The 23,006-nt window shown below is 69.0% G+C and carries 24 protein-coding genes; 8 read left to right on the top strand and 16 right to left on the bottom strand.

The window, feature by feature from the left end; translation table 11 throughout:
- Positions 1-49: 49 nt before the first annotated feature.
- Positions 50-1,027: a homoserine kinase gene (locus LG334_RS21715; protein ID WP_404381432.1), complete on the top strand. Its 978-nt coding sequence runs from the start codon at positions 50-52 to the stop codon at positions 1,025-1,027.
- Positions 1,024-1,503, top strand: coding sequence for a ribonuclease HI (rnhA, locus tag LG334_RS21710; RefSeq protein WP_404381431.1), 480 nt, complete (start codon positions 1,024-1,026; stop codon positions 1,501-1,503). The genes LG334_RS21715 and rnhA overlap by 4 nt, the downstream gene beginning before the upstream one ends.
- 70 nt (positions 1,504-1,573) lie before the next feature.
- On the opposite strand, the gene LG334_RS21705 is transcribed toward rnhA, so the two are convergent.
- Positions 1,574-2,317, bottom strand: a complete 744-nt coding sequence (locus tag LG334_RS21705) for an SDR family NAD(P)-dependent oxidoreductase (RefSeq protein ID WP_404381429.1) — start codon at positions 2,315-2,317, stop codon at positions 1,574-1,576.
- 201 nt (positions 2,318-2,518) lie between these two features.
- On the opposite strand from LG334_RS21705, the gene LG334_RS21700 reads away from it, so the two are divergent.
- The gene (locus LG334_RS21700) at positions 2,519-3,040 is read left to right on the top strand and encodes a hypothetical protein (protein ID WP_404381427.1); all 522 of its coding nucleotides are present in this window, start codon (positions 2,519-2,521) and stop codon (positions 3,038-3,040) included.
- Positions 3,041-3,195: 155 nt separating this feature from the next.
- On the top strand, positions 3,196-3,396 hold the full coding sequence (locus tag LG334_RS21695; protein WP_009538802.1) for a hypothetical protein: 201 nt from the start codon (positions 3,196-3,198) through the stop codon (positions 3,394-3,396).
- A gap of 520 nt (positions 3,397-3,916) precedes the next feature.
- Here the strand turns inward: LG334_RS21695 and LG334_RS21690 are convergent.
- Positions 3,917-4,330, bottom strand: a complete 414-nt coding sequence (locus LG334_RS21690) for a bacteriohemerythrin (RefSeq protein ID WP_009538803.1) — start codon at positions 4,328-4,330, stop codon at positions 3,917-3,919.
- A gap of 194 nt (positions 4,331-4,524) precedes the next feature.
- Between LG334_RS21690 and LG334_RS21685 the strand changes: the two genes are divergently transcribed.
- The 3 genes from LG334_RS21685 to LG334_RS21675 all read left to right on the top strand — a co-directional run bounded on the left by LG334_RS21685 (position 4,525) and on the right by LG334_RS21675 (position 6,822).
- The gene (locus LG334_RS21685) at positions 4,525-5,613 is read left to right on the top strand and encodes a quinone-dependent dihydroorotate dehydrogenase (protein ID WP_404381424.1); all 1,089 of its coding nucleotides are present in this window, start codon (positions 4,525-4,527) and stop codon (positions 5,611-5,613) included.
- A complete protein-coding gene (locus tag LG334_RS21680) occupies positions 5,603-5,980 on the top strand; it encodes a cupin domain-containing protein (protein ID WP_404381422.1) in 378 nt (125 codons plus the stop codon). Before LG334_RS21685 ends, LG334_RS21680 begins: the two co-directional genes overlap by 11 nt.
- 62 nt (positions 5,981-6,042) lie before the next feature.
- Positions 6,043-6,822, top strand: coding sequence for an SDR family NAD(P)-dependent oxidoreductase (locus tag LG334_RS21675; protein WP_404381418.1), 780 nt, complete (start codon positions 6,043-6,045; stop codon positions 6,820-6,822).
- Positions 6,823-6,878: 56 nt separating this feature from the next.
- Here LG334_RS21675 and LG334_RS21670 read toward each other — a convergent pair whose 3' ends face one another.
- The 12 genes from LG334_RS21670 to argH all read right to left on the bottom strand — a co-directional run bounded on the left by LG334_RS21670 (position 6,879) and on the right by argH (position 19,920).
- Complete coding sequence (locus LG334_RS21670; RefSeq protein WP_404381416.1) at positions 6,879-8,273, bottom strand: ATP-binding protein; 1,395 nt, start codon at positions 8,271-8,273, stop codon at positions 6,879-6,881.
- A 7-nt stretch (positions 8,274-8,280) separates the two neighbouring features.
- Positions 8,281-8,862, bottom strand: coding sequence for a molybdopterin-dependent oxidoreductase (locus LG334_RS21665; protein WP_404381414.1), 582 nt, complete (start codon positions 8,860-8,862; stop codon positions 8,281-8,283).
- A gap of 121 nt (positions 8,863-8,983) precedes the next feature.
- Positions 8,984-10,621, bottom strand: a complete 1,638-nt coding sequence (gene pgi, locus LG334_RS21660; protein WP_404381412.1) for a glucose-6-phosphate isomerase — start codon at positions 10,619-10,621, stop codon at positions 8,984-8,986.
- 120 nt (positions 10,622-10,741) lie between these two features.
- Positions 10,742-11,269: a bacteriohemerythrin gene (locus LG334_RS21655; protein ID WP_404381410.1), complete on the bottom strand. Its 528-nt coding sequence runs from the start codon at positions 11,267-11,269 to the stop codon at positions 10,742-10,744.
- A 258-nt stretch (positions 11,270-11,527) separates the two neighbouring features.
- Complete coding sequence (locus LG334_RS21650) at positions 11,528-12,910, bottom strand: M16 family metallopeptidase (protein ID WP_404381408.1); 1,383 nt, start codon at positions 12,908-12,910, stop codon at positions 11,528-11,530.
- A 20-nt stretch (positions 12,911-12,930) separates the two neighbouring features.
- Positions 12,931-14,451 (bottom strand): M16 family metallopeptidase, encoded by a 1,521-nt coding sequence (locus LG334_RS21645; protein WP_404381406.1) that lies wholly within the window; start codon positions 14,449-14,451, stop codon positions 12,931-12,933.
- Positions 14,452-14,612: 161 nt separating this feature from the next.
- The gene (locus tag LG334_RS21640) at positions 14,613-15,185 is read right to left on the bottom strand and encodes a DUF3035 domain-containing protein (protein WP_404386422.1); all 573 of its coding nucleotides are present in this window, start codon (positions 15,183-15,185) and stop codon (positions 14,613-14,615) included.
- A gap of 31 nt (positions 15,186-15,216) precedes the next feature.
- The gene (gene lspA / locus LG334_RS21635; protein ID WP_404381404.1) at positions 15,217-15,705 is read right to left on the bottom strand and encodes a signal peptidase II; all 489 of its coding nucleotides are present in this window, start codon (positions 15,703-15,705) and stop codon (positions 15,217-15,219) included.
- Positions 15,706-15,745: 40 nt separating this feature from the next.
- The gene (locus LG334_RS21630; RefSeq protein WP_404381402.1) at positions 15,746-16,759 is read right to left on the bottom strand and encodes a bifunctional riboflavin kinase/FAD synthetase; all 1,014 of its coding nucleotides are present in this window, start codon (positions 16,757-16,759) and stop codon (positions 15,746-15,748) included.
- 277 nt (positions 16,760-17,036) lie between these two features.
- Entirely contained in the window at positions 17,037-18,314 is a 1,278-nt protein-coding gene (gene lysA, locus LG334_RS21625; RefSeq protein ID WP_404381400.1) for a diaminopimelate decarboxylase, read from the bottom strand.
- A gap of 11 nt (positions 18,315-18,325) precedes the next feature.
- Positions 18,326-18,478 carry a hypothetical protein gene (locus LG334_RS21620; protein ID WP_404381398.1) on the bottom strand — a complete coding sequence of 51 codons (153 nt, stop codon included), beginning with the start codon at positions 18,476-18,478 and terminating at the stop codon, positions 18,326-18,328.
- Positions 18,475-19,920, bottom strand: coding sequence for an argininosuccinate lyase (argH, locus tag LG334_RS21615; protein ID WP_404381396.1), 1,446 nt, complete (start codon positions 19,918-19,920; stop codon positions 18,475-18,477). The genes LG334_RS21620 and argH overlap by 4 nt, the downstream gene beginning before the upstream one ends.
- Before the next feature lie 17 nt (positions 19,921-19,937).
- Between argH and LG334_RS21610 the strand changes: the two genes are divergently transcribed.
- Positions 19,938-20,534, top strand: a complete 597-nt coding sequence (locus LG334_RS21610) for a TlpA disulfide reductase family protein (RefSeq protein ID WP_404381394.1) — start codon at positions 19,938-19,940, stop codon at positions 20,532-20,534.
- A gap of 6 nt (positions 20,535-20,540) precedes the next feature.
- Here LG334_RS21610 and LG334_RS21605 read toward each other — a convergent pair whose 3' ends face one another.
- Both LG334_RS21605 and LG334_RS21600 read right to left on the bottom strand, forming a co-directional pair.
- Positions 20,541-21,218, bottom strand: coding sequence for a phosphatase PAP2 family protein (locus LG334_RS21605; RefSeq protein ID WP_404381392.1), 678 nt, complete (start codon positions 21,216-21,218; stop codon positions 20,541-20,543).
- The gene (locus LG334_RS21600) at positions 21,215-22,882 is read right to left on the bottom strand and encodes an ArnT family glycosyltransferase (protein WP_404381390.1); all 1,668 of its coding nucleotides are present in this window, start codon (positions 22,880-22,882) and stop codon (positions 21,215-21,217) included. The genes LG334_RS21605 and LG334_RS21600 overlap by 4 nt, the downstream gene beginning before the upstream one ends.
- Positions 22,883-23,006: the final 124 nt, after the last annotated feature.

Raw genomic sequence — 23,006 nt, 5'->3', positions numbered from 1 at the left:
CGCTAGAACGGGCGCCGAGTGAAACAGGATCGATAAGAACGGGGCAGGCATGGCCGTTTACACCGACGTGTCCGACGAGGACCTGGAAGCCTTCGTGGCCGAGTACGACATCGGCACGGTGGAAAGCTGCAAGGGCATCGCGGAAGGCGTCGAGAATTCCAACTACCTGCTGCAGACCGAAACCGGACCCTACATCCTCACGCTTTATGAAAAGCGGGTGAACCCGGACGACCTGCCGTTCTTCCTGAACCTGCTGGACCACCTGGCCGCGCGCGGCGTCAAGTGCCCGACGCCCATCCACGGTCGCGACGGCCGGGCGCTGCGGGAGTTGTGCGGGCGGCCCGCCGCCATCACCAGCTTCCTGCGCGGCATGTGGCCCAAGCGCATCCTGCCGCATCACACCGCCGAACTCGGCAAGGCCATGGCGGAACTGCACATCGCCGGTGCCGACTTTCCCATGAGCCGCCGCAACGACCTGTCGGTGGATGGCTGGCGGCCGCTGTTCGAGCGCTGCGCCGACGCCGCCGACTCGGTGCGCCCCGGTCTGCGGGAGACCGTCGCGCGGGAACTGGACGTGCTGGAGGCGCGCTGGCCCAGCGACCTTCCGACCGGCGTCATCCACGCCGACCTGTTTCCCGACAACGTGTTCTTCCTGGGCGAGAAATGCTCGGGCCTGATTGATTTCTACTTCGCCTGCACCGATGCGTTTGCCTACGACATCGCCATCTGCCTGAACGCCTGGTGCTTCGAGCCCGACGGGCAGTTCAACATCACCAAGGCGCGCAACCTGCTGCTGGCATACAGCCGCCTGCGCCCCGTCAGCAAGGCGGAGCTGGAGGCGCTGCCGGTCCTGTGCCGCGGGGCGTCCATGCGGTTCCTGCTCACGCGCCTCTATGACTGGGTGAACACCCCCGAAGGGGCGATGGTCAAGCGCAAGGACCCCGGCGAGTACCTGCACAAGCTGGTCTTCCACCAGCAGGTGGACAGCGCGGCGGCCTACGGCCTCGACCCGGCGGACGTGGCATGAGCGAGGACAACGGCAGCAAGACGGTGGAACTGTTCACCGACGGCGCATGCTCGGGCAATCCCGGCCCCGGCGGCTGGGGGGCCATCCTGCGCTTCAAGGGGGCGGAGAAGGAACTGTCGGGCGGCGAGGCCCAGACCACCAACAATCGCATGGAGATGATGGCCGTCATCCAGGGCCTGAACGCGCTGACGCGGCCCTGCACGGTGGATATCTACACCGACAGCAAGTACGTGATGGACGGCATCACCAAGTGGATTTTCGGCTGGAAGAAGAACGGCTGGAAGACCGCCGGCAAGAAGCCCGTCAAGAACGCCGAACTCTGGCAGGAACTTGAGGCGGCGGCGCGCCGTCACACGGTGGAGTGGCACTGGGTGAAGGGCCACGCCGGCCACCCGGAGAACGAACGCGCCGACGCGCTGGCCCGCGGCGCCATCAAGACCATTGGCGGGAAAGAGGCGGCCGAGAAGGCGGACTGAGTGCTGCGCCTTGGGGCTGCAAGGGAATCGGCAGACCTCCCCGGAGGCGAGCGCGCGCCGGCGGTGGCCATCAGCCCGCCGGCTTCTCCCAGCCCTCGATCTTCGCCTTCACCACCTGGGCGGTCTCCGTCCACTCCGGCGAGGCCATGTCCACGAAGGTGCCGGTGATGGCTTCCGGCGGCGGCAGGGACTCGGGGTTTTCGCCGGGGTAGGCGGTGGCGCGCATGCGGGTGCGGATGCGGCCGGGGTCCAGGATGTTGGCCTTGATGGCGGTCGTGTTCTCCACCTCGTGGGCGTAGGTCTTCACCAGGCATTCCAGGGCGGCCTTCGACGCGGCGTAGGCACCCCAGTAGGGGCGGCCGTCGGCACCCGCGACTCCGGAGGTCACGAACAGCGCGCGCCCCGAGTCTGACTGGCGCAGAAGCGGGTCCATGGCGCGGATCAGCCGCCAGTTGGCGGTGACGTTCACGTCCATGCAGGACTGCCATTCCTTGATGCCGATGTGGCCGACGGGGGCCAGCATTCCCAGAACGCCGGCGTTGCCCACCAGCGCGTCCAGGCGGCCGTAGCGCTGGAACAACGCCGCGCCCACCTGGTCGATCTTGTCGTAGTCGGTCAGGTCCTCGGCGACCAGGACGGCGTTGCGGCCGGTGCGGGCCTTGATCTCGTCGTCCAGTTCCTCCAGCGCGCCCTGGGTCTTGGCGAGCGCGATAACGGTTGCGCCCTCGTCGGCGAAGCGCAGGGCGACGGCCCGTCCGATCCCGCGCGAGGCGCCGGTGATGAGGCAGATGCGGTCCTGAAGTCGTCCGGTCATGGGTCCTGAAATCTCTGTGCAAGGGGATGCCCGATCGGGGCGAGGGGGCATCATGCCCGCCCCGCCGCCGGCTGACAATGCGCGAGCGCAATGGATGGCCCGCCCGCCGTTTCCCCTGATTCGGAATCCCGTTGCCGAGGGCGTTGTGTTCCGTATATGTTCTCATTCAGACAGCCACCCAATCCGCCGGAGCATGCCGCCATGTCCCGCCGCCGCCCTGACGCCGCGCCCGCCGCGGCGCCCCCGTCGTCGCGCGCATCCGATGCCTTTCCCCCCGCCGCCGAGGTGACGGAAGGATCGCGCCCGCGCAAGCCGCGCCGCTACAACCCGCATGAAGCGCCGCCGCCTCCGTCCTCCGCCGCGCCTCCACCGCCGCCGCCGGGCGGGGAGGGCGGCCCGATGACGCTGTGGAACCTGGTGCAGTTCGGCATCGACGTCTTCTGCTGGTGCAACCGCTGCAGCCATCATGCCGTGCTGCCCGTGCGCGTGCTGGCCGCCCAGATGGGGCCGGCGACGCCCGTGCCGGCGGTGGCGGCGCACGTGGTGTGCTCGGGCTGCGGCGGACGCGAGGTGGCGACGCGCCCCGCCTGGCCGCCGCGGGGACCGGTCAGCCGCCACTCGCCCACACCCCCTGGCGGCGATGACGGCGATGACGGCGATGACGGGGATGCGGAGACCTCCGCCCCGGCCGGGGCACCGTCGACAGGCGACGACGCGGCATAACCGACTCGCCCGCCCCGACATAAACACGCACATGCCGTCGGGCCCTGGACAGGCCGGAGGATGCTGGCATAATACGCGATGTTTTTGGGGTTTCTTCCGTCGGAGGGGGAGACCGATCGTCACCGCGGTTCGCGGTTATAAGAGGGGTTGTACTCATGTCCGTTACCGGCAAGACGCTCGGCATCGTGCTCATCGGTCTCGTTGGCCTTCTGGTCTACCTGGCGATCCACATCGGCAGCAACTTCCAGATGCCCGGTGTCGCGACCGCCATCACCTACTTCGGCCTGTTCATGACGTTCACGCTGCTGTGCGTCGTCATGTACCTGACCACCGCCCCCGCCGGCGACGCCGACTGACGATCATCCGCCGCCTGCGCGCCGCCTTCCGGCGTGGCGCGGGCGCGGGGGCCGTTCGGAAACGCACGCTTGTCCGTGTCTTGAAGGGAGACGCGGGCGGGCGTGCGTTTTGCGTTTGACGAGGCGCCTCGGGCGTCTTTCACCGCGGGCGCGTTTCACCGGCCGGAGGTAGCGCCGCCAGCCAGGACCCTTTCGGTCCTGCGTCGCCTCCAAGGGCGTATCAATTACCCCGTCTTGTATAGCGCTGCGTTGCCGCAAATCCCCGGATTTTCCAGGGGGGGCTTACGGTGCCATGAAACAGCCAGGGTTCTTGGTGTCGCTTGTGGAGATCACGCGCGCGACTTCGGCTATGCTTGCAGGGATGCAGGAATCCCAAGGCTTTGCGGCATTCCCGCCCTGTGGATAAGTTGTGGGATAAGTGGCGGAAAGCGGCCTTGGGCCTGGAGGGTTTCGCCTCAGGAACGGCCTCGGGGGCGTCCCGCCCTGATCCGCTGGCGCGGTGCATCGGCTTGCATCCCGCTCACACCCAGACGCGCTTGCCCTGCAGGTAGGAGCCCAGCTTGCGGTCTTCCTTGATGATGTGCTCCACCAGCCAGGCCGCCAGGAAATCGATGAGTTCCTTCTTCACCTCGTCGGTGGGCGTGCGGACGTACTTTTCCGCCATCAGCAGGACCTGCGCCGTCAGCGCCTGGTGGATCTGCTTGTGGCGTTCGTAGTCCGGGTAGTCGGCGCCCTTCATGCAGGCTTCTTCCCGCGTGAAGTGGTCCTTTGTGTATTGCACCAGCTCGAGAATGATCTTGCCGACGACGCGGTCGCTCTTGCGGCCCTCGATGGCGTCGTTCAATTCGTTCACAAAGCTGATGAGCTTCTTGTGATCCTCGTCAATGCGGGGATCCCCGACACTCAACGCCTCGCGCCATGCCAGAAGCGGCATTTCCTCGTCGCCCCCTCTCGATCAAACCACGCATCAGCCCCTTCGCCCCAAAAGTGTTATGACATCTTTCGCCGGAGGGAGACAAAGGAAACTTTCGACCGGACCGGCCTTGTGTCGGTGCAACGGCTCCATCCGTCGTGTACGCGCAGCGCGGGCGCTGGTCAGGCGACCGGCTTTGAGCTAACGTCGCGGCCATGCTGAACCTCTACAGTCTCGCCTGGCCGCTGGTGCGGCGCATGGACCCGGAAACCGCCCATCGCCTGGCCGTCGCGGCGCTCGCGCGCGGTCTCGTGCCGGGCGTTCCCCACGCCGATCCGCCCGCTTTGCGCACGCGCGTGTGGGGGCGCGATTTCGCCAACCCCCTCGGACTTGCGGCCGGATTCGACAAGCACGCGGAATGCCCCGACGCGCTGGCGCGGCTGGGTTTCGGCTTCGTGGAGGTGGGCGGCGTAACGCCCCGGCCCCAGCCCGGGAACCCGCGCCCGCGCGTCTTCCGGCTGGAGGAGGACGGCGCCGTCATCAACCGTTTCGGCCTGAACAGCGACGGCATGGAGGCGGTCGCCGGGCGCCTCGCCGCCCGCAGGCGCGCCGGCGGTCCGGCCATCGTCGGCGTCAACCTGGGCCGCAACAAGGAAACCGACGACCCCGCCGAGGACTACGCCCGGCTGATTGGCACGCTGGCGCCGCTGGCGGACTTCCTGACGCTCAACGTCTCCAGCCCCAACACGCCGGGCCTGCGGGCGCTTCAGGGGCGCGAGCCGCTGATCGACCTGATCCGCCGCGCCCGTGCCGCCATGCCGGCGGAGAACGCGCCGCCGCTGCTGCTGAAGATCGCCCCCGATCTTACGCCCGAGGACGAATCGGACATTGCCGCCGTGGTGACGGCCGAGGCCATCGACGGCCTGATCGTCTCCAACACAACCATCGCCCGGCCCGAGTCGCTGCGCTCCGGCCACAAGGCGGAAACGGGCGGGCTGTCGGGCCGGCCCCTGTTCGAGCCGTCGACGGCGCTGCTGGGCCGCATGTACACGGCGACGGCCGGGCGCATTCCGCTGGTGGGCGTGGGCGGTGTGGCCTCGGGCCGTGATGCCTATGCCAAGATTCGCGCCGGCGCGTCGCTGGTTCAGCTCTACACGGCGTTCATCTACGGCGGGCCGCCGCTTGTTCCCGCCATCAAGGCGGAGCTGGCGGAGTGCCTGAAACGCGACGGCTTCAACACGGTGGCCGATGCCGTCGGGGCCGACCATGCCGAAGAGACGGGAGCCGCCCGCCATGCCGGGTAAACAGGGGCACGACGGTCCGCTGCCGATGGTCATGAACCGCGAGACGGCGGATGCCTACTACTGGAACGACGGCCAGTGCCAGGCCTGGCGCCTGCTGGAAGGCCAGGACCTGACGGTGGTGGAGGAGGTCATGCCGCCGGGCACGGCCGAACAGCGCCACAGCCACACCTTCTCGCGCCAGTTCTTCTATGTTCTGGAGGGCGAGGCGGTGATGGACGTCGCCGAGCGCACCCACCAGCTCCGGCCCGGCGACGGTGTCATGGTCGCGCCGAAACAGGCGCACGCCATCCGCAACGATTCGGACGGCGACCTGCGCGTCCTGGTGATCTCCGCCCCGCGCGCCACCGGTGATCGCACACCCCGGTAATGGCCCTGTCCGACGGGCGTCCGGGCTGGAACACTGAAGCTTTTCAGGGAGGTATCAACGCCATGCGACTGTCCGGCAAGGTTGCCATCGTCACCGGCGCGTCGGCCGGCATCGGACTGGCCTGCGCCAGGCGCTACGCCGCCGAGGGCGCCAAGGTGGTGCTGGCCGACATCAACGAGGAACGCGGCCAGGCCGCTGTCGACGCCATCACGGCCGAGGGCGGCACAGCCCTGTTCGTCACCTGCGACGTCGGCGACAAGCGGCAGGTGGACAGCCTGGTGGCCGATGCGGTGGACGCCTACGGCCGGCTGGACATCATGGTCGCCAACGCCGGCATCGTGCACGCCTGCGATTTTCTCGACCTGACGGAAGAGGATTTCGACCGCGTCCTGCGGGTGAACCTCAAGGGCGTGTTCCTCTGCGGACAGGCGGCGGCCAGGCGAATGGCCGCGCAGGGTGATGGCGGCACCATCATCAACATGTCGTCGGTCAATGCCGTGATGGCGATCCCGACCATCACGCCGTACGTGGTCGCCAAGGGCGGCGTCAACCAGCTGACCAAGACCATGGCGCTGGCGCTGGCCGACAAGGGCATCCGGGTGAACGCCATCGGGCCGGGTTCCATCATGACCGAGGTGCTGCAGGCGGTGAACTCCGACCCCGCGGCGCGCAACAAGATCATGAGCCGCACCCCCATGGGCCGCATCGGCGAGCCCGACGAGATCGCCGGCATCGCCGTGTTCCTGGCGACCGAGGATTCCAGCTACGTCACCGGCCAGTGCATCTACGCCGACGGTGGCCGCCTTGCGCTGAACTACACTGTGCCGGTGAAGGAAGACTGAGGGGGCCCACCGCGGGGATCAGGGGCGCGGCGTCCCGTCCCGCCCCGACCCTGCGGTCATGCCGCCCGCGTCGCCTGCCGGGTGCCCAGCACCACATGCACGGTTGTGCCCTCGCCGGGTGCCGAGTCGATCCAGGCCCGCCCGCCGTGGCGCTCCACCACCTTGCGTACCACCGCCAGGCCGATGCCCGTGCCCTCGTAGGACCCGCGGGGATGCAGGCGCTGGAACAGGCCGAAGACCCGCTCGGTGTGGCGCGGGTCCATGCCGATGCCGTTGTCGGCAATCCACAGGTGCAGGCCGTCCGCCGCTTCGCCGCCCCTGCGGTCGCAGCCGATTTCGATGCGCGGCGGGCGGTCGGGGCTGCGGTACTTCAGGGCGTTGCCGATCAGGTTCTGGAACAGCCGGGTCAGGTCGCCGGGCGATCCCACCACCGACGGCAGGCGTTCGGGCCGTTCGATGGCGGCCCCGGCCTCGTCCCGCGCCACCCGCAGGTTTTCCAGCGCGGCGTCCAGCACCCTGTCCAGGTCCACCGAATCGACGGCGGCCTCGCGGCGGCCGACGCGGGAGTATTCCAGCAGGTCCAGGACCAGCCGGTCCATGCGCTTGGCTCCGTCGGACGCATGGTGCATGAACTCCCGCGCTTCCGGCGCCATGTCGCCGCCGTACCGGCGGTCGAGCAGGGACATGTAGCTGGTCACCATGCGCAGGGGCTCGCGCAGGTCGTGGCTGGCGACGTAGGCGAACTGCGCCAATTCGGCGTTGGAGCGTTCCAGGTCGCTGGCGGCGGCCTCGGCTTCGGCCGCGGCGGCCTCGGCGCGGTGGCGGGCGCCCCGCAGGCGGTCGAGCAGCAGCAGGATGATGACCCCGCCCGTGCCCGACAGGACAGCGAAGGCCAGCACGGCGTTGCGCATCTGCTCCAGGAACAGGCTCTGGCGGCCGATGATGGTGGTGGAGAACTGATCGGCCTGTACCGCAGTCTCCACCAGTACGGGGCGCAGGGCGGCCAGCCGGTCGGCGAGGTCCAGCAGGGCGGCCGGACGGGCTGCGGCGGCCGGCGCCAGGGCCGTTTCCGCCTCCGTGAGCAGCGGGCGCAGGGTGTCCAGGCCGTCCAGCCGCATGCCCGGCACGGCGGAGGCGCCGTTGGCGACCACGGTCAGCCGGGCCGCGGCCATGGCGCGGCTGCGGCGGGCGCGGCCGAGAAGCTCCGCCGGATCGGGGCCGGGATCGACGGCCATCCGCCGCAGGTTCATGGCGAGGTCCGCGGTCTCTGTGGCAAGTGTCGCGCTCTGGCGGACCAGCGTGTGGGCGTCGCGGGCCAGTGTCCGCTCAATGCTGACGGTGGTGGTCCAGACGTAGAGCCCGACGCCGAGGGCCACCGCCGCCACCAGCAGCGCCGCCGCCGGCAGCAGCCAGCGGCGGGACGGCACGGGGCGCCGCGGAGCCGCCGTCATGCGGGCCTCACCGCGTTACGGCGTCGGCCGGGGCCGGCGCGATGCGCTCCACCATCCAGGCCGAGCGCAGCCCGTAGACCCGTTCATCCAGGGCGGGGTCCAGGTCCCGCGGGTAAATCACGCGCAGCGGGCCCTTGTCCTCCACCGGAATGGCCTTGCCGGAATCGCGCGTCGCCAGCAGGACCGGCCAGTCCAGCCAGTCGGCGCGGGGGATGACGATGGAATAATCGTCGGCGGCGGTCAGGCGCACGGCCTCTGCCCCGTCCAGCCCGGTCGCCGCCAGCACGTCGCGCAGGCGCGGGCCGCTGAAGGGGCCTTCGTCATCGGGCCAGTATGTGCGCGTGTCCGTCGTCCACAGGCCGAGGCCTTCCAGGTCCGCCCCGGTCAGCGTGCTTTCCGTGCCGTCGACGGTGGTCACGTGCAGGCGGATCAGCGGAGCGGTGTCCAGCGGCGGCATGTCCTCCGCCTTCTGCACCACGGCCGGCGTCTCGCCGCCGCCCAGCAGCATGCCGGCCGCCGCGCCTGCGGCGAGCAGCAGCAGGCCCAGCCCCAGCAGGACCCGCCGCGGGTTTCCTCGCGTCTTGCTCATGGATAACCCCCCCTCGGCAGGGGCTCGTGCGCGTGACGAACCCCGAACCAGGGGACGCTATCATAGGTGCAAAGCGTTGTGTAGCCGCCGATGCCGTCGCGCAGAACGTGCAGGGCCGCCGTCAGCGCATGTCGAGCCAGGCGTTGATGAGGCCGTTGGTCGAGGCGTCGTGACCGTCCACCGGCTCGCCGGCCATCAGTTCGGGCAGGATGCCCTTGGCCAGCTGCTTGCCCAGTTCCACGCCCCACTGGTCGAAGCTGTTCACACCCCACAGGGTCCCCTGGACGAACACCTTGTGCTCGTACAGCGCCACCAGCATGCCCAGGGTGCGCGGGTCGACCTCCTCCACCAGGATGGAAGTGGACGGCCGGTTTCCGGGGAAGACGCGGTGCGGCAGGGCGGCGGCGATGTCGTCCTCGCCCATGCCCTTGTCGGCCAGTTCCCGGCGCACCTCGGCCTCGGTCTTGCCACGCATCAGGGCCTCGGTCTGGGCGAAGAAGTTGGACAGCAGGATGGGGTGGTGCTCGCCCAGCGGGTTCTGGGTGCGCGCCGGGGCGATGAAATCGCACGGGATCAGGTGCGTGCCCTGGTGAATCAACTGGTAGAAGCTGTGCTGGCCGTTGGTGCCCGGCTCGCCGAACAGGACCGGGCCGGTCTGGATGTCCAGGGCCGTGCCGTCCAGGGCGACGCGCTTGCCGTTGCTTTCCATGTCAAGCTGCTGGAGGTGCGCCGGGAAGCGGTGCATGTACTGGTCGTAGGGCAGGACGGCATAGCTGTCGGCGCCGAAAAAGTCCACGTACCACAGGCCGATCAGTCCCATCAGCACCGGGATGTTCTGGTCCAGCGGCGCCGTGCGGAAGTGTTCGTCCATGGCGTGGGCGCCCTCCAGCAGCGCCTCGAAACGCTCGAAGCCGACGGCCATGGCGATGGGCAGGCCGATGGCCGACCACAGGGAATACCGCCCGCCGACCCAGTCCCAGAACTCGAACATCACGTCGGTGTCGATGCCGAACGCCGACACCGCCTTGGCATTGGTGGACAGGGCGGCGAAGTGTGCGCCGACGGCTTCCTCGCCCAGCGCCTGGACGATCCACCCGCGTGCGGTGTGGGCGTTCGTCAGCGTCTCCTGCGTGGTGAAGGTCTTGGACGCCACCAGGAACAGGGTGGAATGCGGATCGCAGGCCTTCAGCACCTCGGCGATGTCGCTGCCGTCGACATTGGAGACGAAACGCACCCGCGGCCCGTCCTGGGCCCAGGGCCTCAGCGCCTCCACCACCATGCGCGGCCCGAGGTCGGAACCGCCGATGCCGATGTTGACCACGTCGGTGATGCGCTTGCCCGTCGCGCCCGTCCAGTCGCCGGAGCGCACGCGGCCCGTGAAGTCGCGCATGCGGTCCAGGACAGCGTTGACCTTGGGCATGACGTCCTCGCCGTCCACCATGACGGGGCGGCCGGAGCGGTTGCGCAAGGCCGTGTGCAGCACGGCGCGGCCCTCGGTGGTGTTGATGGCCTCGCCGGCGAACATGGCGTCGCGCCTGGCTTCCAGCCCGCGGTCGCGGGCGAGGTCGACCAGCAGGGAAAGCGTCTCGCCCGTCACCCGGTTCTTGGAGAAATCCACCAGCATGCCGTCAAGCCGTCGCGACAGGGCGTCGAAGCGGCCGGGGTCGTCGGCGAAGAGGTCCCGCAGGTGCAGGTCGGCAATGCGGCCGTGATGATCGGCGAGGGCCTGATAGGCCGGGCTCTCTGTCAGACGCGCCATGAGGTGATGTCCCTCCTGATCCAGTGGATGCTGACCAACCAACGACGGGGAAGGCTATCAGGCTTCATCACACCGGAACAGGCGGCGCTCCGAGATATTTCCGTGACCCCCGAAGGGTTTTCAGGACGGACCCGCCGCGACTCGCAGGCCCACCACGGGCGCCGGCGCGTCGGGCCAGTGCAGCGGTCCACTGTCCAGGATCGGTTCGGCGAGGCTGGAGTCGGCCAGGATGGCCTCGATGCGGTCGGCATTGGCGAGGTACAGGGGACGGTCCACCATGTCCTGGTCGCACACATGGAAGTGCCACCAGTCGCGGATGACCGGCATGACGGACCGCACGCGGCCAGCATCGCGGGTGCGGATGAAATCGTCGCGCAGGCGCCGCGACCACGTCAGAAAAGCTTGATGCGCGTGGGCGTGTTCGATGTCCACCTCCATGCCCAGGCGGCGCAGCACTTCCTCCTCGCGGCGGATGTGGGCCTCGGTCAGTTCGGTGGCGACGGTGAGCAGGCTGGCGACGATCTCGAATGGTTCGCGGGCGCGAACGGACTCGTCCAGCCGGCGGACCAGGTCGAGCAGTGCCCGGTGGTCTGCGTCCAGCGCCTCGGCGCCGACGCTCATGTCCGTGCTCCAGGTCAAACTCGGCATGGCGGCCAACTCCCAATGCGTTCCTGGTGAACGCTCAGCCCCTCCGCCTGTTGCGGAATAAATGTTTGCGGGCGGCAGCGCATAGGCGCGATGCCGCCCGGTGAAACAAATATACCGCGCCGACCCTGAATGATGCACTTGGTCTTAGGGCATAGAATTGACTGGTGGCGTATTAAGACCAAGGCCTTCAAGAGCCCTGGTTATACGGCGCCGGCTACCTTTCCGCTGCCCCGTATGTCCCATCGGCCCTCAGGGGGATCAGTTGGACGCATCTCCGTTCGTCTGTTCCGCCGTCTCCGCCGCTTCGCCGACCGCGATCACCAGCAGGTTATCGGGCTTGAGCAGGCGCTCGGCCACGCGCTGCACATCTTCCATGGTCACCGCCTCGACCTTGTCGTTGCGGGTTTCCAGGTGGTCGATGGGCAGGTCGTCGAGCTGCATGCCGGTCAGGATCGACGCGATGGCGCCGGTGGAGGAGAAGCGCAGCGGAAAGGCGCCGGTCAGGTAGGTCTTGGCGTCCGTCAGTTCCTGGCGGCTGGGGCCGGCCTTCGCCATCTTGCGCCACTCGTCGCGGATGACCTCCAGTGACGTGTCGAAACGCGCCCGCTCCGTCGCCACGCCGCCGATCATCAGCGCCGCGTGGTCCAGCGGGTAGAGGTAGCTGTAGACGGAATACGCCAGCCCGCGTTCCTCGCGCACCTCCTCCATCAGGCGCGATGCGAAGCCGCCGCCGCCCAGGATGTAGTTCAGCACATAGGCCGGATAAAAGTCCGGGTCGTCGCGCGGAATTCCGCCATGGCCGAAGACGGCGACCGTCTGCGGGATGTCCATCTCGACGAAGATGGTTTCGCCTGAGAATGTCGGGTCGACGTCGGGCACCGCGGGCAGGTCGCTGGTGCCGGGCAGGCTGCCGAACACCTCGTCCAGAACGGGCTTCAACTCGTCCGGCGAGATGGCGCCGGCCACGCCGATCACCAGCCGGTCGCGGGTGAGGCGGGTGTTGACGAACGCCTTCAGGTCGTCGGTGGTGATGGCCTTCACCGTCTCTGGCGTCCCTTTCGGGCGCTTGGCGTAAGGATGGTCGGAAAAGGCTTCGTCAAACCAGCGCTGGCTGGCGATGGTGTTCGGATCGGTCTGGTCGAACCGCAGGCTGGTGAGGATCTGGTTGCGGATACGCTCCACCGGTTCCTCGTCGAACCGCGGCGCCGTGATGGCCGCCTCCAGCAGATCGAAGGCCGTCTCCTGGTTTTCCGTGATGGTCCGCAGGCTGCCGGAGAAGCTGTCGCGCCCGGCGTCGAAGCTGATGGAGATGGCCAGGTCCTGCAGCTTGGACTGGAAGGCGAAGCTGTCCATGTCGCCCGCACCCTCGTCCAGCAGGCCCGAGACCATGTTGGCGAGCCCCTGCTTGTCGTCGGGGTCCAGCGCCGAGCCGCCCCGGAAGGAAAACTTCAGCGAGACGATGGGCAGCGTGTGGTCTTCGGCCAGCCAGGCTTCAATGCCCTGGTCAGAGACGACACGCTCCACCTCGACGATGGCGCGGGCGGGCGAGGGCAGGGCGAGCAATCCGGCGACGGCAAGGGCGGCGGCGGCCGTCAGAAAGCGGCGGCCGCGCGGCAGAAGGGCGGAGATCATGGCAGTCATGGCGGAGCGTCCTTCTGGTCTCAACCGGGGTGGCCGGCGGTGTCGCCGGCGGGCATGGCGGAACCGGCGCCGCCGGCGGGCGCGGGAGCATCGGCGGGCACGGCGGCGGTCTCCTCGGGGCTCTCCGGCAGCAGGATGCCGGTGGCCGACTGGCCTTCGCCCAGGACGGAGCGCGCGGCCTCTACCACCTGCTCGCGGGTGACGGCGCCGATGCGCGACGGCCAGGCCTGCACGTCCTCCAGCGTCGAGCCGGTGGTCAGGGCGGCGCCGATGGTGCGGGCGGCGGACTGGCTGGAGTCGCGGGCGTAGACCAGCCCGGCGCGCAGGCGCTGCTTGGCCTGTTCGACCTCTTCCTCGGCGACGCCGTTTTCCAGCACGTCGGCGATGCGCGCCTCGATGGCGGCTTCCACCGCGTCGGGGTCCCGGCCCGGTGCGGGCGTGCCGTAGAAGCCGAAGACGCCGTAGTCCACGGCGGTTGCGCGATACCAGGCACCGGCGGAAACCGCGACCTTCTCGTCCACTACCAGATCCTGATAGAGCCGGCTGGTGGTGCCGCCGCCCAGAATTTCGGACAGCACCTGAAGCGCGTAGGGCTTCCAGTCCTCGCCGATGTTGTAGCTGGGCGCCACGTACTGGCGGTTCCACGACGGCTGGGTGACGCGCGGGTGGCGCATGACGACCCGCGTGTCGGCGCCCGGCGGCAGGTCGGTGACGCGCTCGCGCGTGAAGTCGGGGCCACGCTTGATGGGGCCGTAGTGCTTCTCCGCCAGCTCGCGCACCTGATCGACCGTGACGTCGCCGGCGATGACCAGGGTGGCGTTGTTGGGGGCGTACCACTTCCGGTAGAAGTCCGCCGCGTCGTCCTGGGTCAGCTCGGACAGTTCATGTTCCCAGCCGATGACGGGATTGCGATAGGGGTGGACGGTCCACAGCGCCAGGTCGACGCGCTCGCCCAGCAGGGCGCCGGGCTCGTTGGCGACGCGCGACAGGCGTTCCTCCAGCACCACGGCGCGCTCGGTCAGCACCGTCTTTTCATCCAGGCGGAGGTCGGCCATGCGGTCGGCCTCCATCTTCATCACCAGGTCCAGGCGGTCGGCGGCGATGTTCTGGAAGTAGGCGGTGTAGTCGCTGCTGGTGAAGGCGTTGTCGTTGCCGCCGTTGCGCGCGACGATCTTCGAGAACTCACCGGCCGGGATCTCGTCGGTGGCCTTGAACATCAGGTGTTCGAACAGATGGGCGATGCCCGACTTGCCCGGCGGCTCGTCGGCGGCGCCCACCTTGTACCACACCATCTGCGTCACGACGGGCACGCGGTGGTCGGGGATGACCACCACCTGCAGGCCGTTGTCCAGGGTGAAGGTGTGGGCGTCGAACACCTTTTCCCCAATCCCGGCGGAGGCCTCTCCGCCGGCCGGCTTTTCCTCGGCGGCGAGAGCGTGCGGTGCAAGCGGCAGGGCGAGGAGGGCCGCCAGCCCCAGCGTGCCGGCAACGCGGCGGACGGCGGCGGAGGCGGGTTTCGGCAGGACGGCTGCGGACGGCATGAACGTCTCCCTCAAGGGCGGTGGGCACCGCAGATACGCCGCGGGCCCGCTGGCGGATCGAAACCTCCGCCGGCGGGCCCGGACATCGGATTGCGCGTGATATGGGCCGCGCGGCGCTGCGCCTCAAGCAGCCGCGCGGTCCTGAAAGCTTATCGGCCGGTTCAGAACAGCCCTTCGAAGATGGCTTTTTCCTTGCGCTCGATCCGGGGCGTTTCGCCCTTGGTAACGGGCTCGCCCAGGGCCTGGTTCTCGCGGATGCGGCGATTCTCGGCCTCGGGATCAACCACCGCGCCCGGCGCTTCCGCGTCGCGCCAGAACACCAGGCGCTCGGTGAAGGCCTGCCCCTTGGCGGCAAGCACGCTGGACTCGCGGTCGATGGTGGCGCGTATGTCCTCGGGCACGTTGGCGGCGCCGGTGCGCGCGAGCAGGGTGGACTCGCCGGGGCTGAGGCCGGCGCGGCGGTAGGCGGCCTGCATTTCCGTGCCGGTCAGCGCGCGGCGGGCGCGGTCGCTGGCGCGGCCTTCCTGCGGGCGCGCGGCGCCGGGCTCCGGCGGGCGCAGCGAGAATTCGGGCGGCACCGACAGCGGCGCGCGCGAGACCACGGCGAACTCATCGGGCGGCGTGCGCTCCAGGCCCAGCATCTGCTTGGTGTCGCTGCCGCAGGCGGTCAGCCCCAGGGCCAGCAGCACCAGGCCGCCGGCCGTTGCAAGGGATCGCATCGAGGGTCGAAGCATCACGGGTCCAAAACTCCACAGACCGCCGCGGTCAGTCGGATTGTTTCGCGGCGGGACGGAACAGGTTGTCGAGCACCAGAACGGCGGCGCCCACCACGATGGCGGCATCCGCCACGTTGAAGGCGGGCCAATGATAGCCGAAAGCATGGAAATCGAGAAAGTCCGCGACGGCCCCCCAGCGCACCCGGTCGATCACGTTGCCGATGGCCCCGCCGATAATGGCTCCCAGCGCCAGCCGGGTCGCCGGCGCCGGCTCGCGCGTCATCCACACCGCCAGCGCCGCCGAGACGGCGAGCGCCAAAGCGATGAGCATCCAGCGCTGGGTGCCCGGCTCGTTGAACAGGCCGAAGGAAACGCCGTAGTTCCACGCCATGACCAGATTGAAGAAGCCGGTCACCTCGATCACGCGCGGCGGGTCCATGACGGTGCCGACGATGGTGATCTTGCTCAACTGGTCGACCACCAGGATGACCAGGGCCAGGATCAGGCCGGGAACCAGGCGGCGGGGACGGAAGCTCATGCGGGGCGGCTCGTGGTGGCGGCTGGACGGGTCGGGCGGGTCAGGAGGATGCGGGGCCGGGCGCGTCAAAGGCGTCGGGCCAGGCCACTTCCGGCGCGGCCTCACCGTGCCCCGGCAGCGTGGCGAGAATGCGGCGGGCGGCCTCGCCGTCGCGCTGGATTTGGGCGCGCAACTCGTCGATGCCCGAGAACTTGCGCTCGCCGCGCAGGTGGTCGACCAGGGCGACGCGCAGGTGCTCGCCGTACAGGTCGATCTGGCGGTCGAACAGGTGGACCTCCAGCAGCAGGGTCTGCTTGTCGAAGGTGGGACGGCGGCCGAAATTCGCGACGCCGTCCATCCACACGGTGTTCTCGCCGGCATCCACGCCCGCGCGCACGGCATAGACGCCGACGGCCGGACGCAGAAGCTCGCCGATGGAAACATTGGCGGTCGGAAAGCCGATGGTGCGGCCGCGTTTGTCGCCATGCTCCACCCGGCCCTCGATTTCCCAGAACCGGCCCAGCAGGCGGGCGGCGTCGCGCGGATTGCCGTCGCGCAGGGCCTGGCGAATGTTGGTGGAGCTGTAGACGGTGCCGTCGTCGGCGGTGACCGACCCGACGGAAGTGACGTCGAAGCCATGCTCGGCGGCCATGCGGCGCAGGAAGGCGACGTCGCCCTGGCGGCCCTTGCCGAACACGTAGTCCGCACCGACGACGACGTGGCTGACGCCCAGGCCGTCCACCAGCACGTCGCGCACGAACTCTTCCGCCGTCTTCGAGGCGAAGGCCGTGTCGAAGTGCTGGGCGTAGAGGAAATCCAGCCCCAGCGCCGCGATATGGCGCGACTTGGTGCGGAAGCTGGTCAGGCGGAAAGGCTCCAGGTCCGGCCGGAACACCATGCGGGGGTGCGGCTCGAAGGTCATGGCGGCGGCGGGCGCAGCCGTTTCCCGCGCAATGCGCAGGGCGGTGCCCAGCACCACGCGGTGGCCGCGGTGCACGCCGTCGAAGTTGCCGAGCGCGATCACGGCGCCGCGCACGTCGGGGGAAACTTCCTCGTAATGCCGGAAGATGCGCATGGGCGCGGCGTCTGACCCTTTCCGGTGGACGGATGCGGTGGCCGGCCGCCATTGCTGCGCGGCCACCGATGGAGGCTCAAGGGGTAGTGCATTCCCGCGCCCGTGGCAAGGGCGGCGAGACGCTCACGAAGCGGCCCGCGACACGCATCGAATACAGCTCGCCGTCCAAGGTCGGCGTCGTGAGAAGGGCTCCGCGCAAGTTGAGGGGCTCCCACGGGATGCGCCGCCGATTATGTGCACGTCCGGGCGCTGGCCGAGCACTGACCTTCGCCGCCCCTCACCCCTGCCAGGGTGCGGGGCTTTCCAGCGCGATCATTTCCTCCCACGACGGGCGGCGGCGGACCACGGCGTAGTCCCCGTCCTTCACCAGCACCTCGGGCACCAGCGGGCGGCCGTTGTACATGTTGGACATGGTCGCGCCATAGGCCCCGGCCGTGCGGAACACCAGAAGGTCGTCGGCCCGCATGGGCGGCAGGGCGCGCTGCTTGCCGAAGACGTCGCTGCTCTCGCAGATGGGGCCGACGACGTCCACATGCTCATTCTCCACGCCCGGCGCAGGCGCGCGGACGGGTTCGATGGCGTGGAAGGCGTCGTACATGGCCGGGCGGGCCAGGTCGTTCATGCCGGCGTCGCAGATGAGGAAGGTGCGCGTCGCGCCCTCCTTCCGGTGCACCACCCGGCTCAGCAGCACGCCCGCGTTGGCGGTGATGAGGCGGCCGGGCTCCAGCACCAGGCGGCAGCCCAGGTCGCCCAGGTTGCGCGCGATCACGCGGGCGTAGTCGGCCGGCGGCATGGGGGTGGGGTCGCCCTCGCGGTCGTAGGGCACGCCCAGGCCGCCGCCGATGTCCAGGCGCTCGATCTCGATGCCGTCCTTGCGCAGGATCGCCAGCAGGTCGCGCATGCGGCCGAAGGCGGCGTCGAAGGGCGAGAGGTCGGCGATCTGGCTGCCGATGTGCATGGCGATGGCCTTCACCGCGATGCCGTCCATGCCGGCGGCCTTGCGGTAGAGCGCGTGGGCCTGGGTCCAGGCAATGCCGAATTTGTTGTCGAATTTGCCCGTGGTGATCTTCTCGTGCGTGCCGGCTTCCACGTCCGGATTGATGCGGATGGCGATGGGCGCCCGCATGCCCTTCTCGCGCGCGACCGCGTCCAGCATTTCCAGCTCGGACTCGCTTTCGACGTTGATCTGGAAGATGCCTTCATCGAGCGCATAGGCCAGTTCGTCGCGGGTCTTGCCGACGCCCGAGAACACGATGCGGTCGGCGGGAACGCCCGCATGACGCGCCACGAACAGCTCCCCGCCCGAGACCACGTCGGCGCCCGCGCCCAGGTCGGCCAACGTGCGCAGGACGGCGACATTGCCGTTGGCCTTGGTGGCGAAGCAGACGGTCGCGTCCAGCCCGGCATCCTTCAGTGCGCCGGTGAAGACGCCCCAGTGCCGCGCCAGGGTGGCGGTGGAATAGACATAGACGGGCGTGCCGACCTCGGCCGCGATCCGCTCGAGCGACACGTCCTCGCAGTGGAGGACGCCGTCGCGGGACGTGAAATGATGCATGGTGAACGGCCTCAGTAGGCGGGATAGCTGCGGGGCCAGGTCGCGTCCTCGGGCCGCTCGTTGGCGCCCCGCTTGCCGCAGGCGGCCAGCGGGACGGCCACGGTGGCGACCACGAGCATCACGACGGCCAGACGGCCGATGGTCTTGAGGTGGCGCGTCGTCATGCCAAAGGCTCTCCCTTGCTGTCCTCGTCGATGGTCGGGGCGTCGGCCAGGAAGACGTCGCGCGCCGCATGGGCGGCGGAGCGCACGTTCTGGGGCGCCGTGCCGCCGAAGCTGGTGCGGCTCTTGACCGAGTTTTCCACCGTCAGCACCGCCAGGGCGCCTTCCGTGATGCCGGGCTCGACGGACTGCATCTCTTCCAGGCTCAGGTCCGGCAGGTCGCAGCCCTTGTCCTCGGCCATCTTGACCAGCGAGCCGGTGACGTGGTGGGCCTTGCGGAAGGGCATGTTCAGTTCGCGCACCAGCCAGTCTGCCAGGTCCGTGGCGGTGGTGAAGCCGGCCGACGCGGCCTCGCGGCAGCGGTCGGTGTTGACCTCCAGGTCGGCGATCATGCCGGCCATGGCGGCGATGCACAGTTCCAGCGTATCGAAGGCCTCGAACACCGGCTCCTTGTCGTCCTGCATGTCCTTGGAATAGGCCAGCGGCAGGCCCTTCATGACGATGAGCAGGCTGTTGAGGTCGCCGATCACGCGCCCCGCCTTGGCGCGCACCAGCTCGGCGGCGTCGGGATTGCGCTTCTGCGGCATGATGGACGAGCCGGTGGAGAAGCCGTCGGACAGCCGCACGAAGGCGAACTGGGCGGTGGTCCAGATGACCAGTTCCTCGGCCAGGCGCGACAGGTGGACGGCGCAGATGGACGCCGCCGACAGGAACTCCAGCGCGAAATCGCGGTCCGACACGGCATCCAGCGAATTGGCGCAGGGACGGTCGAAGCCCAGCATTTCCGCCGTGGCGTGGCGGTCGATGGGGAAACTGGTGCCGGCCAGCGCGGCCGCGCCCAGCGGGCTTTCGTTCAGGCGCGTGCGGCAGTCGGCGAAGCGGCCCCGGTCGCGGCCGACCATCTCCACGTAGGCCATCATGTGATGGCCGAAGGTGATGGGCTGCGCGGCCTGAAGGTGCGTGAAGCCGGGCATGACCGTTTCCGCGTGCGCTTCCGCCTGGGCCACCAGCGCGCGCTGCAATCCTTCGAGCCCCTGATCGACCAGGTCGATGGCGTCGCGCGTCCACAGGCGGAAGTCGGTCGCCACCTGGTCGTTGCGCGAGCGCGCGGTGTGCAGGCGCCCGGCCGGCTCGCCGACGATCTCCGCCAGGCGGGCCTCCACGTTCATGTGGATGTCCTCAAGTTCGGCCTTGAACTCGAACTGTCCGGCCTCGATCTCTTGCAGGACCTGGTCCAGGCCGTCCAGGATGGCGCGTCCGTCGTCCTCGCTCAGGATTCCCTGGCGCACCAGCATGGTGCAGTGGGCCTTGGAGCCCAGGATGTCCTGGCGGTAGAAGCGCTGGTCGAAGCCGATGGAGGCGTTGATCTTCTCCATGATGGCCGACGGACCGCTCTTGAACCGGCCGCCCCACATGGTGGAGGCCTGCTTTTTGGTATCGCTCATAAGGGGCTCTTCAGGAAATGGTCGCTGGCAGAAAGACGATGGTGTTCGGCGCGGGCCTGTTGGCAGCCGCCCTGGTGATAATGACCATAACGGTCCAGATCGCAAGGGGCCAGGACCCGATGGCCGCCGAGATCGACGGCATCATCGTGCCCTTCATGGTGAAAGTGGAGAACCCCGCCCCCTTGCCGCAAGAGCCGTTTCTCACCGCCGAGGGGGAGGAGGTGACGCTGGCGGACTTTGCCGGACAGGTGGTGGTGCTGAACTTCTGGGCCACCTGGTGCGCCCCCTGCGTCAAGGAAATGCCCGACCTGGACGCCCTCGCAGCGGCCACCAAGGATGACCCGATCACCGTCATCGCGCTGAACGAGGACCGCAAGCCGCTGGAGGTGGCGCCGGCCTGGCTGCGCGAGCAGGGGCTCGACCACCTCGACGTCTACGGCGACCAGCGCCAGGGGCTGGCGCGGGCCTTTCAGATCCGCGGGATGCCGACGACGGTGCTGATCGGCCCCGAAGGCGAGAAACTGGCCTACCGCGAGGGCATCGCGGAATGGGCCCATCCCGACTTCATCGCCGCCCTGCGCAAACTGGCCGAGCGAACGCCGGCAGACGGGTGACCGCGATCATACCTCCTTCCCCAGGCGCAGCGATGCCTTCCTGGAGAACTTCCGCGCCAGCGCCAGCGTCACCAGCGCGCCGATGGCGCTGCCGGCGATGATGTCGGACAGGAAGTGCTGGTAGGTGGCGACGCGGCTGAAGGCCACCAGCGTCGCGATGCCGAGGAACCACCAGCGGTGGCGCGGGAACAGGACGCCCAGTGCCACCATGGCCGAGAAGATCGCCTGGCTGTGGCCCGAGGGAAACGACTGCTCGCCCGAGAACGGATAGAAGCCGTACAGCGGCGTGTCGGTGTTCAGCATGTCCTCTGGCCGGATGCGGCCGGTGGTGAACTTCACGACGTGGATCAACGCGCCGCTCAGCAGCATGGACAGCACCATGAAGCCCCAGGCGCGGACCCGGCGCAGTTGTTCCGCCGCGCCGTCCAGCGTCCAGGCGATGCGACGGCGGACTTCCGACGCCGCCAGCATGCCCACCGCCAGGATGTACCACACGCCCGCCTCGCCGATCTTGCTGACGGAGCGCCAGAAGCCATAGTCGGTCTGCGAGATGTTGGCGTGCAGCCACAGGGTCAGCGGCTTGTCGACGAGGCCGATGGACACCACCACCAGCGCCGCCAGCGCGAAGGCGCCGGCCCAGCGGGGGCGGCGGAGCAGGGCAAAACGGTCTGCGGTAAGCATCATCCGGAAGCCTTGGAACGGTAGAGGGTGATGGTGATGTCGCGCCCGCGGGAATAGTTGAAGCCGCGGAGGGTTTCCAGCGGCTCGACCTGCACGCCCGGCGCGGCGGCGATGGCATCCTTGAACTGCTGCTCATGCCGGCTTTCCACGGCGGCGACGGCACCCGGGTTCTCGATCAGGTGCGCCGCAGCGCCCTGGCCGGTGGTCAGCCGGGTCTCCGTTCCCGCCAGGAAGACGAGGCTGGGTTCGGTGTAGCCGGCGGAAACCAGCGGATGCGGCCGGCCCGGCGCCACGGCGTCGTAGGCGGCCACGAGGCGGGGACTGACGGCCAGCCGCTCCATGTCGGGCAGAAGCAGGGAGAACACGCCGATGTACACGGCGCCCGCCAGACCGCCGGCGACAACCATGGCGTTGAGGAACCGCCGGCGGAAGGCGTGCCACAACGGCCACGCGGCCGAGGCCAGGGCCACCAGGGCCAGGGGAATGCTCCACCACTCCATGCCGTCGCCGTAGACGATGGGCAGGGCGACGCTCGCGCCGGCCAGTGCCAGTCCGACGACCGCCCAGACACCGTACCAGACCCGCGCGCCGGGCGATGACAGCAGGTCGTAGGTGCGGTCGCGCACGGCGAACAGGGTGCTCGCCACCAGAAGCGCCAGCGCCGGGTAGAGCGGCAGCGTGTAGTGGGGCAGCTTGGTGGGCACCAGCTCGAACATGATCCAGGCGGGAATGATCCACGCCAGCAGGTAGCGGATGGCGGGCGTCGTCTTGCGCTCCTTCCAGCCGCGCCACAGGCTCGGCCACAGGAACAGGCTGCCGGGCCAGAAGGTCACCAGCGCCAGCAGCAGGTAGTAGCCCGGTGGCGCGCCGTGGCTTTCCTGGCCGCTGAGCAGCTTGGGCAGCAGGTCCTTGCCGACCGCTTCGGCGATGAAGCCGCCGTCGGTGGCCTCGTTCACCGCCAGATACCAGGGCAGCACGACGGCCAGCACCAGCGGAACGCCCATGACCGGCCGCAACCCGTGCAGCCAGCCGATGGAACGGTCGGCGATGGCGACGGTGATCATGGTCAGCAGCGCGATGACCGGCACCACGGGTCCCTTGATCATGATCCCGGCGCCGATGGCGAACCAGAACAGGATGGCGTTCCACGACGGTGGAGCCGATTTCGCCGCCCCCTTGCCCTGCAGGTAGAAGCGGCCGAAGGCGCCCTGGGCGGCCACCACGCAGGCCAGCAGGACGGCATCTGTTTTCGCCTGGTGCGCCTCGGTCGCCAGCATGAGGGTTGCCGCCATGATGCCGGCGCCCAATAGCGCCACGCGCCGGTCGAAGAAGGCAGCGCCAAAGTAGAAGGTCAGCAACACCGCCGCCGTCGCGCCGATCACCGAGACCAGCCGGTACGGCCAGATGTCCGCCGCTTCCGGATGCCCCAGCGCCGAGACGCTGGCCGACTGCAGCCAATGGATGCCGACGGGCTTCTTGTGGCGCGGCTGGTCCTGGAACCAGATGGTGACGTAGTCGTCGGTGACCATCATCTGACGGGTGGCCTGGACGAACCGGCTTTCGTCGCGGTCCAGGGGCGGGACCTGCGCGATGCCCGGAACGTAGATCAGGGCGCACAACAGGGTCAGCAGGACATAGGGCCGCCAGCCCTGGGTCAGTTTCTGCACGCTCGCCGCTCCTTCAGCCTCGGGTCCGGGGGGATGTAAGTGCCCGTCGGCGGATCACAAAAAACGGCCTCCGGAGAGGCTCCGGAGGCCGTTTAGCACAAGGCAGGGTGGCTGCGCCACCCGC

It is taken from the genome of Caenispirillum salinarum (assembly GCF_044803115.1).
Lineage (GTDB): Bacteria > Pseudomonadota > Alphaproteobacteria > Rhodospirillales > Rhodospirillaceae > Caenispirillum > Caenispirillum salinarum_A.
The sequence above is the reverse complement of the archived record's forward strand: the minus strand, read 5'-3'. Positions and strand labels throughout refer to the sequence as shown.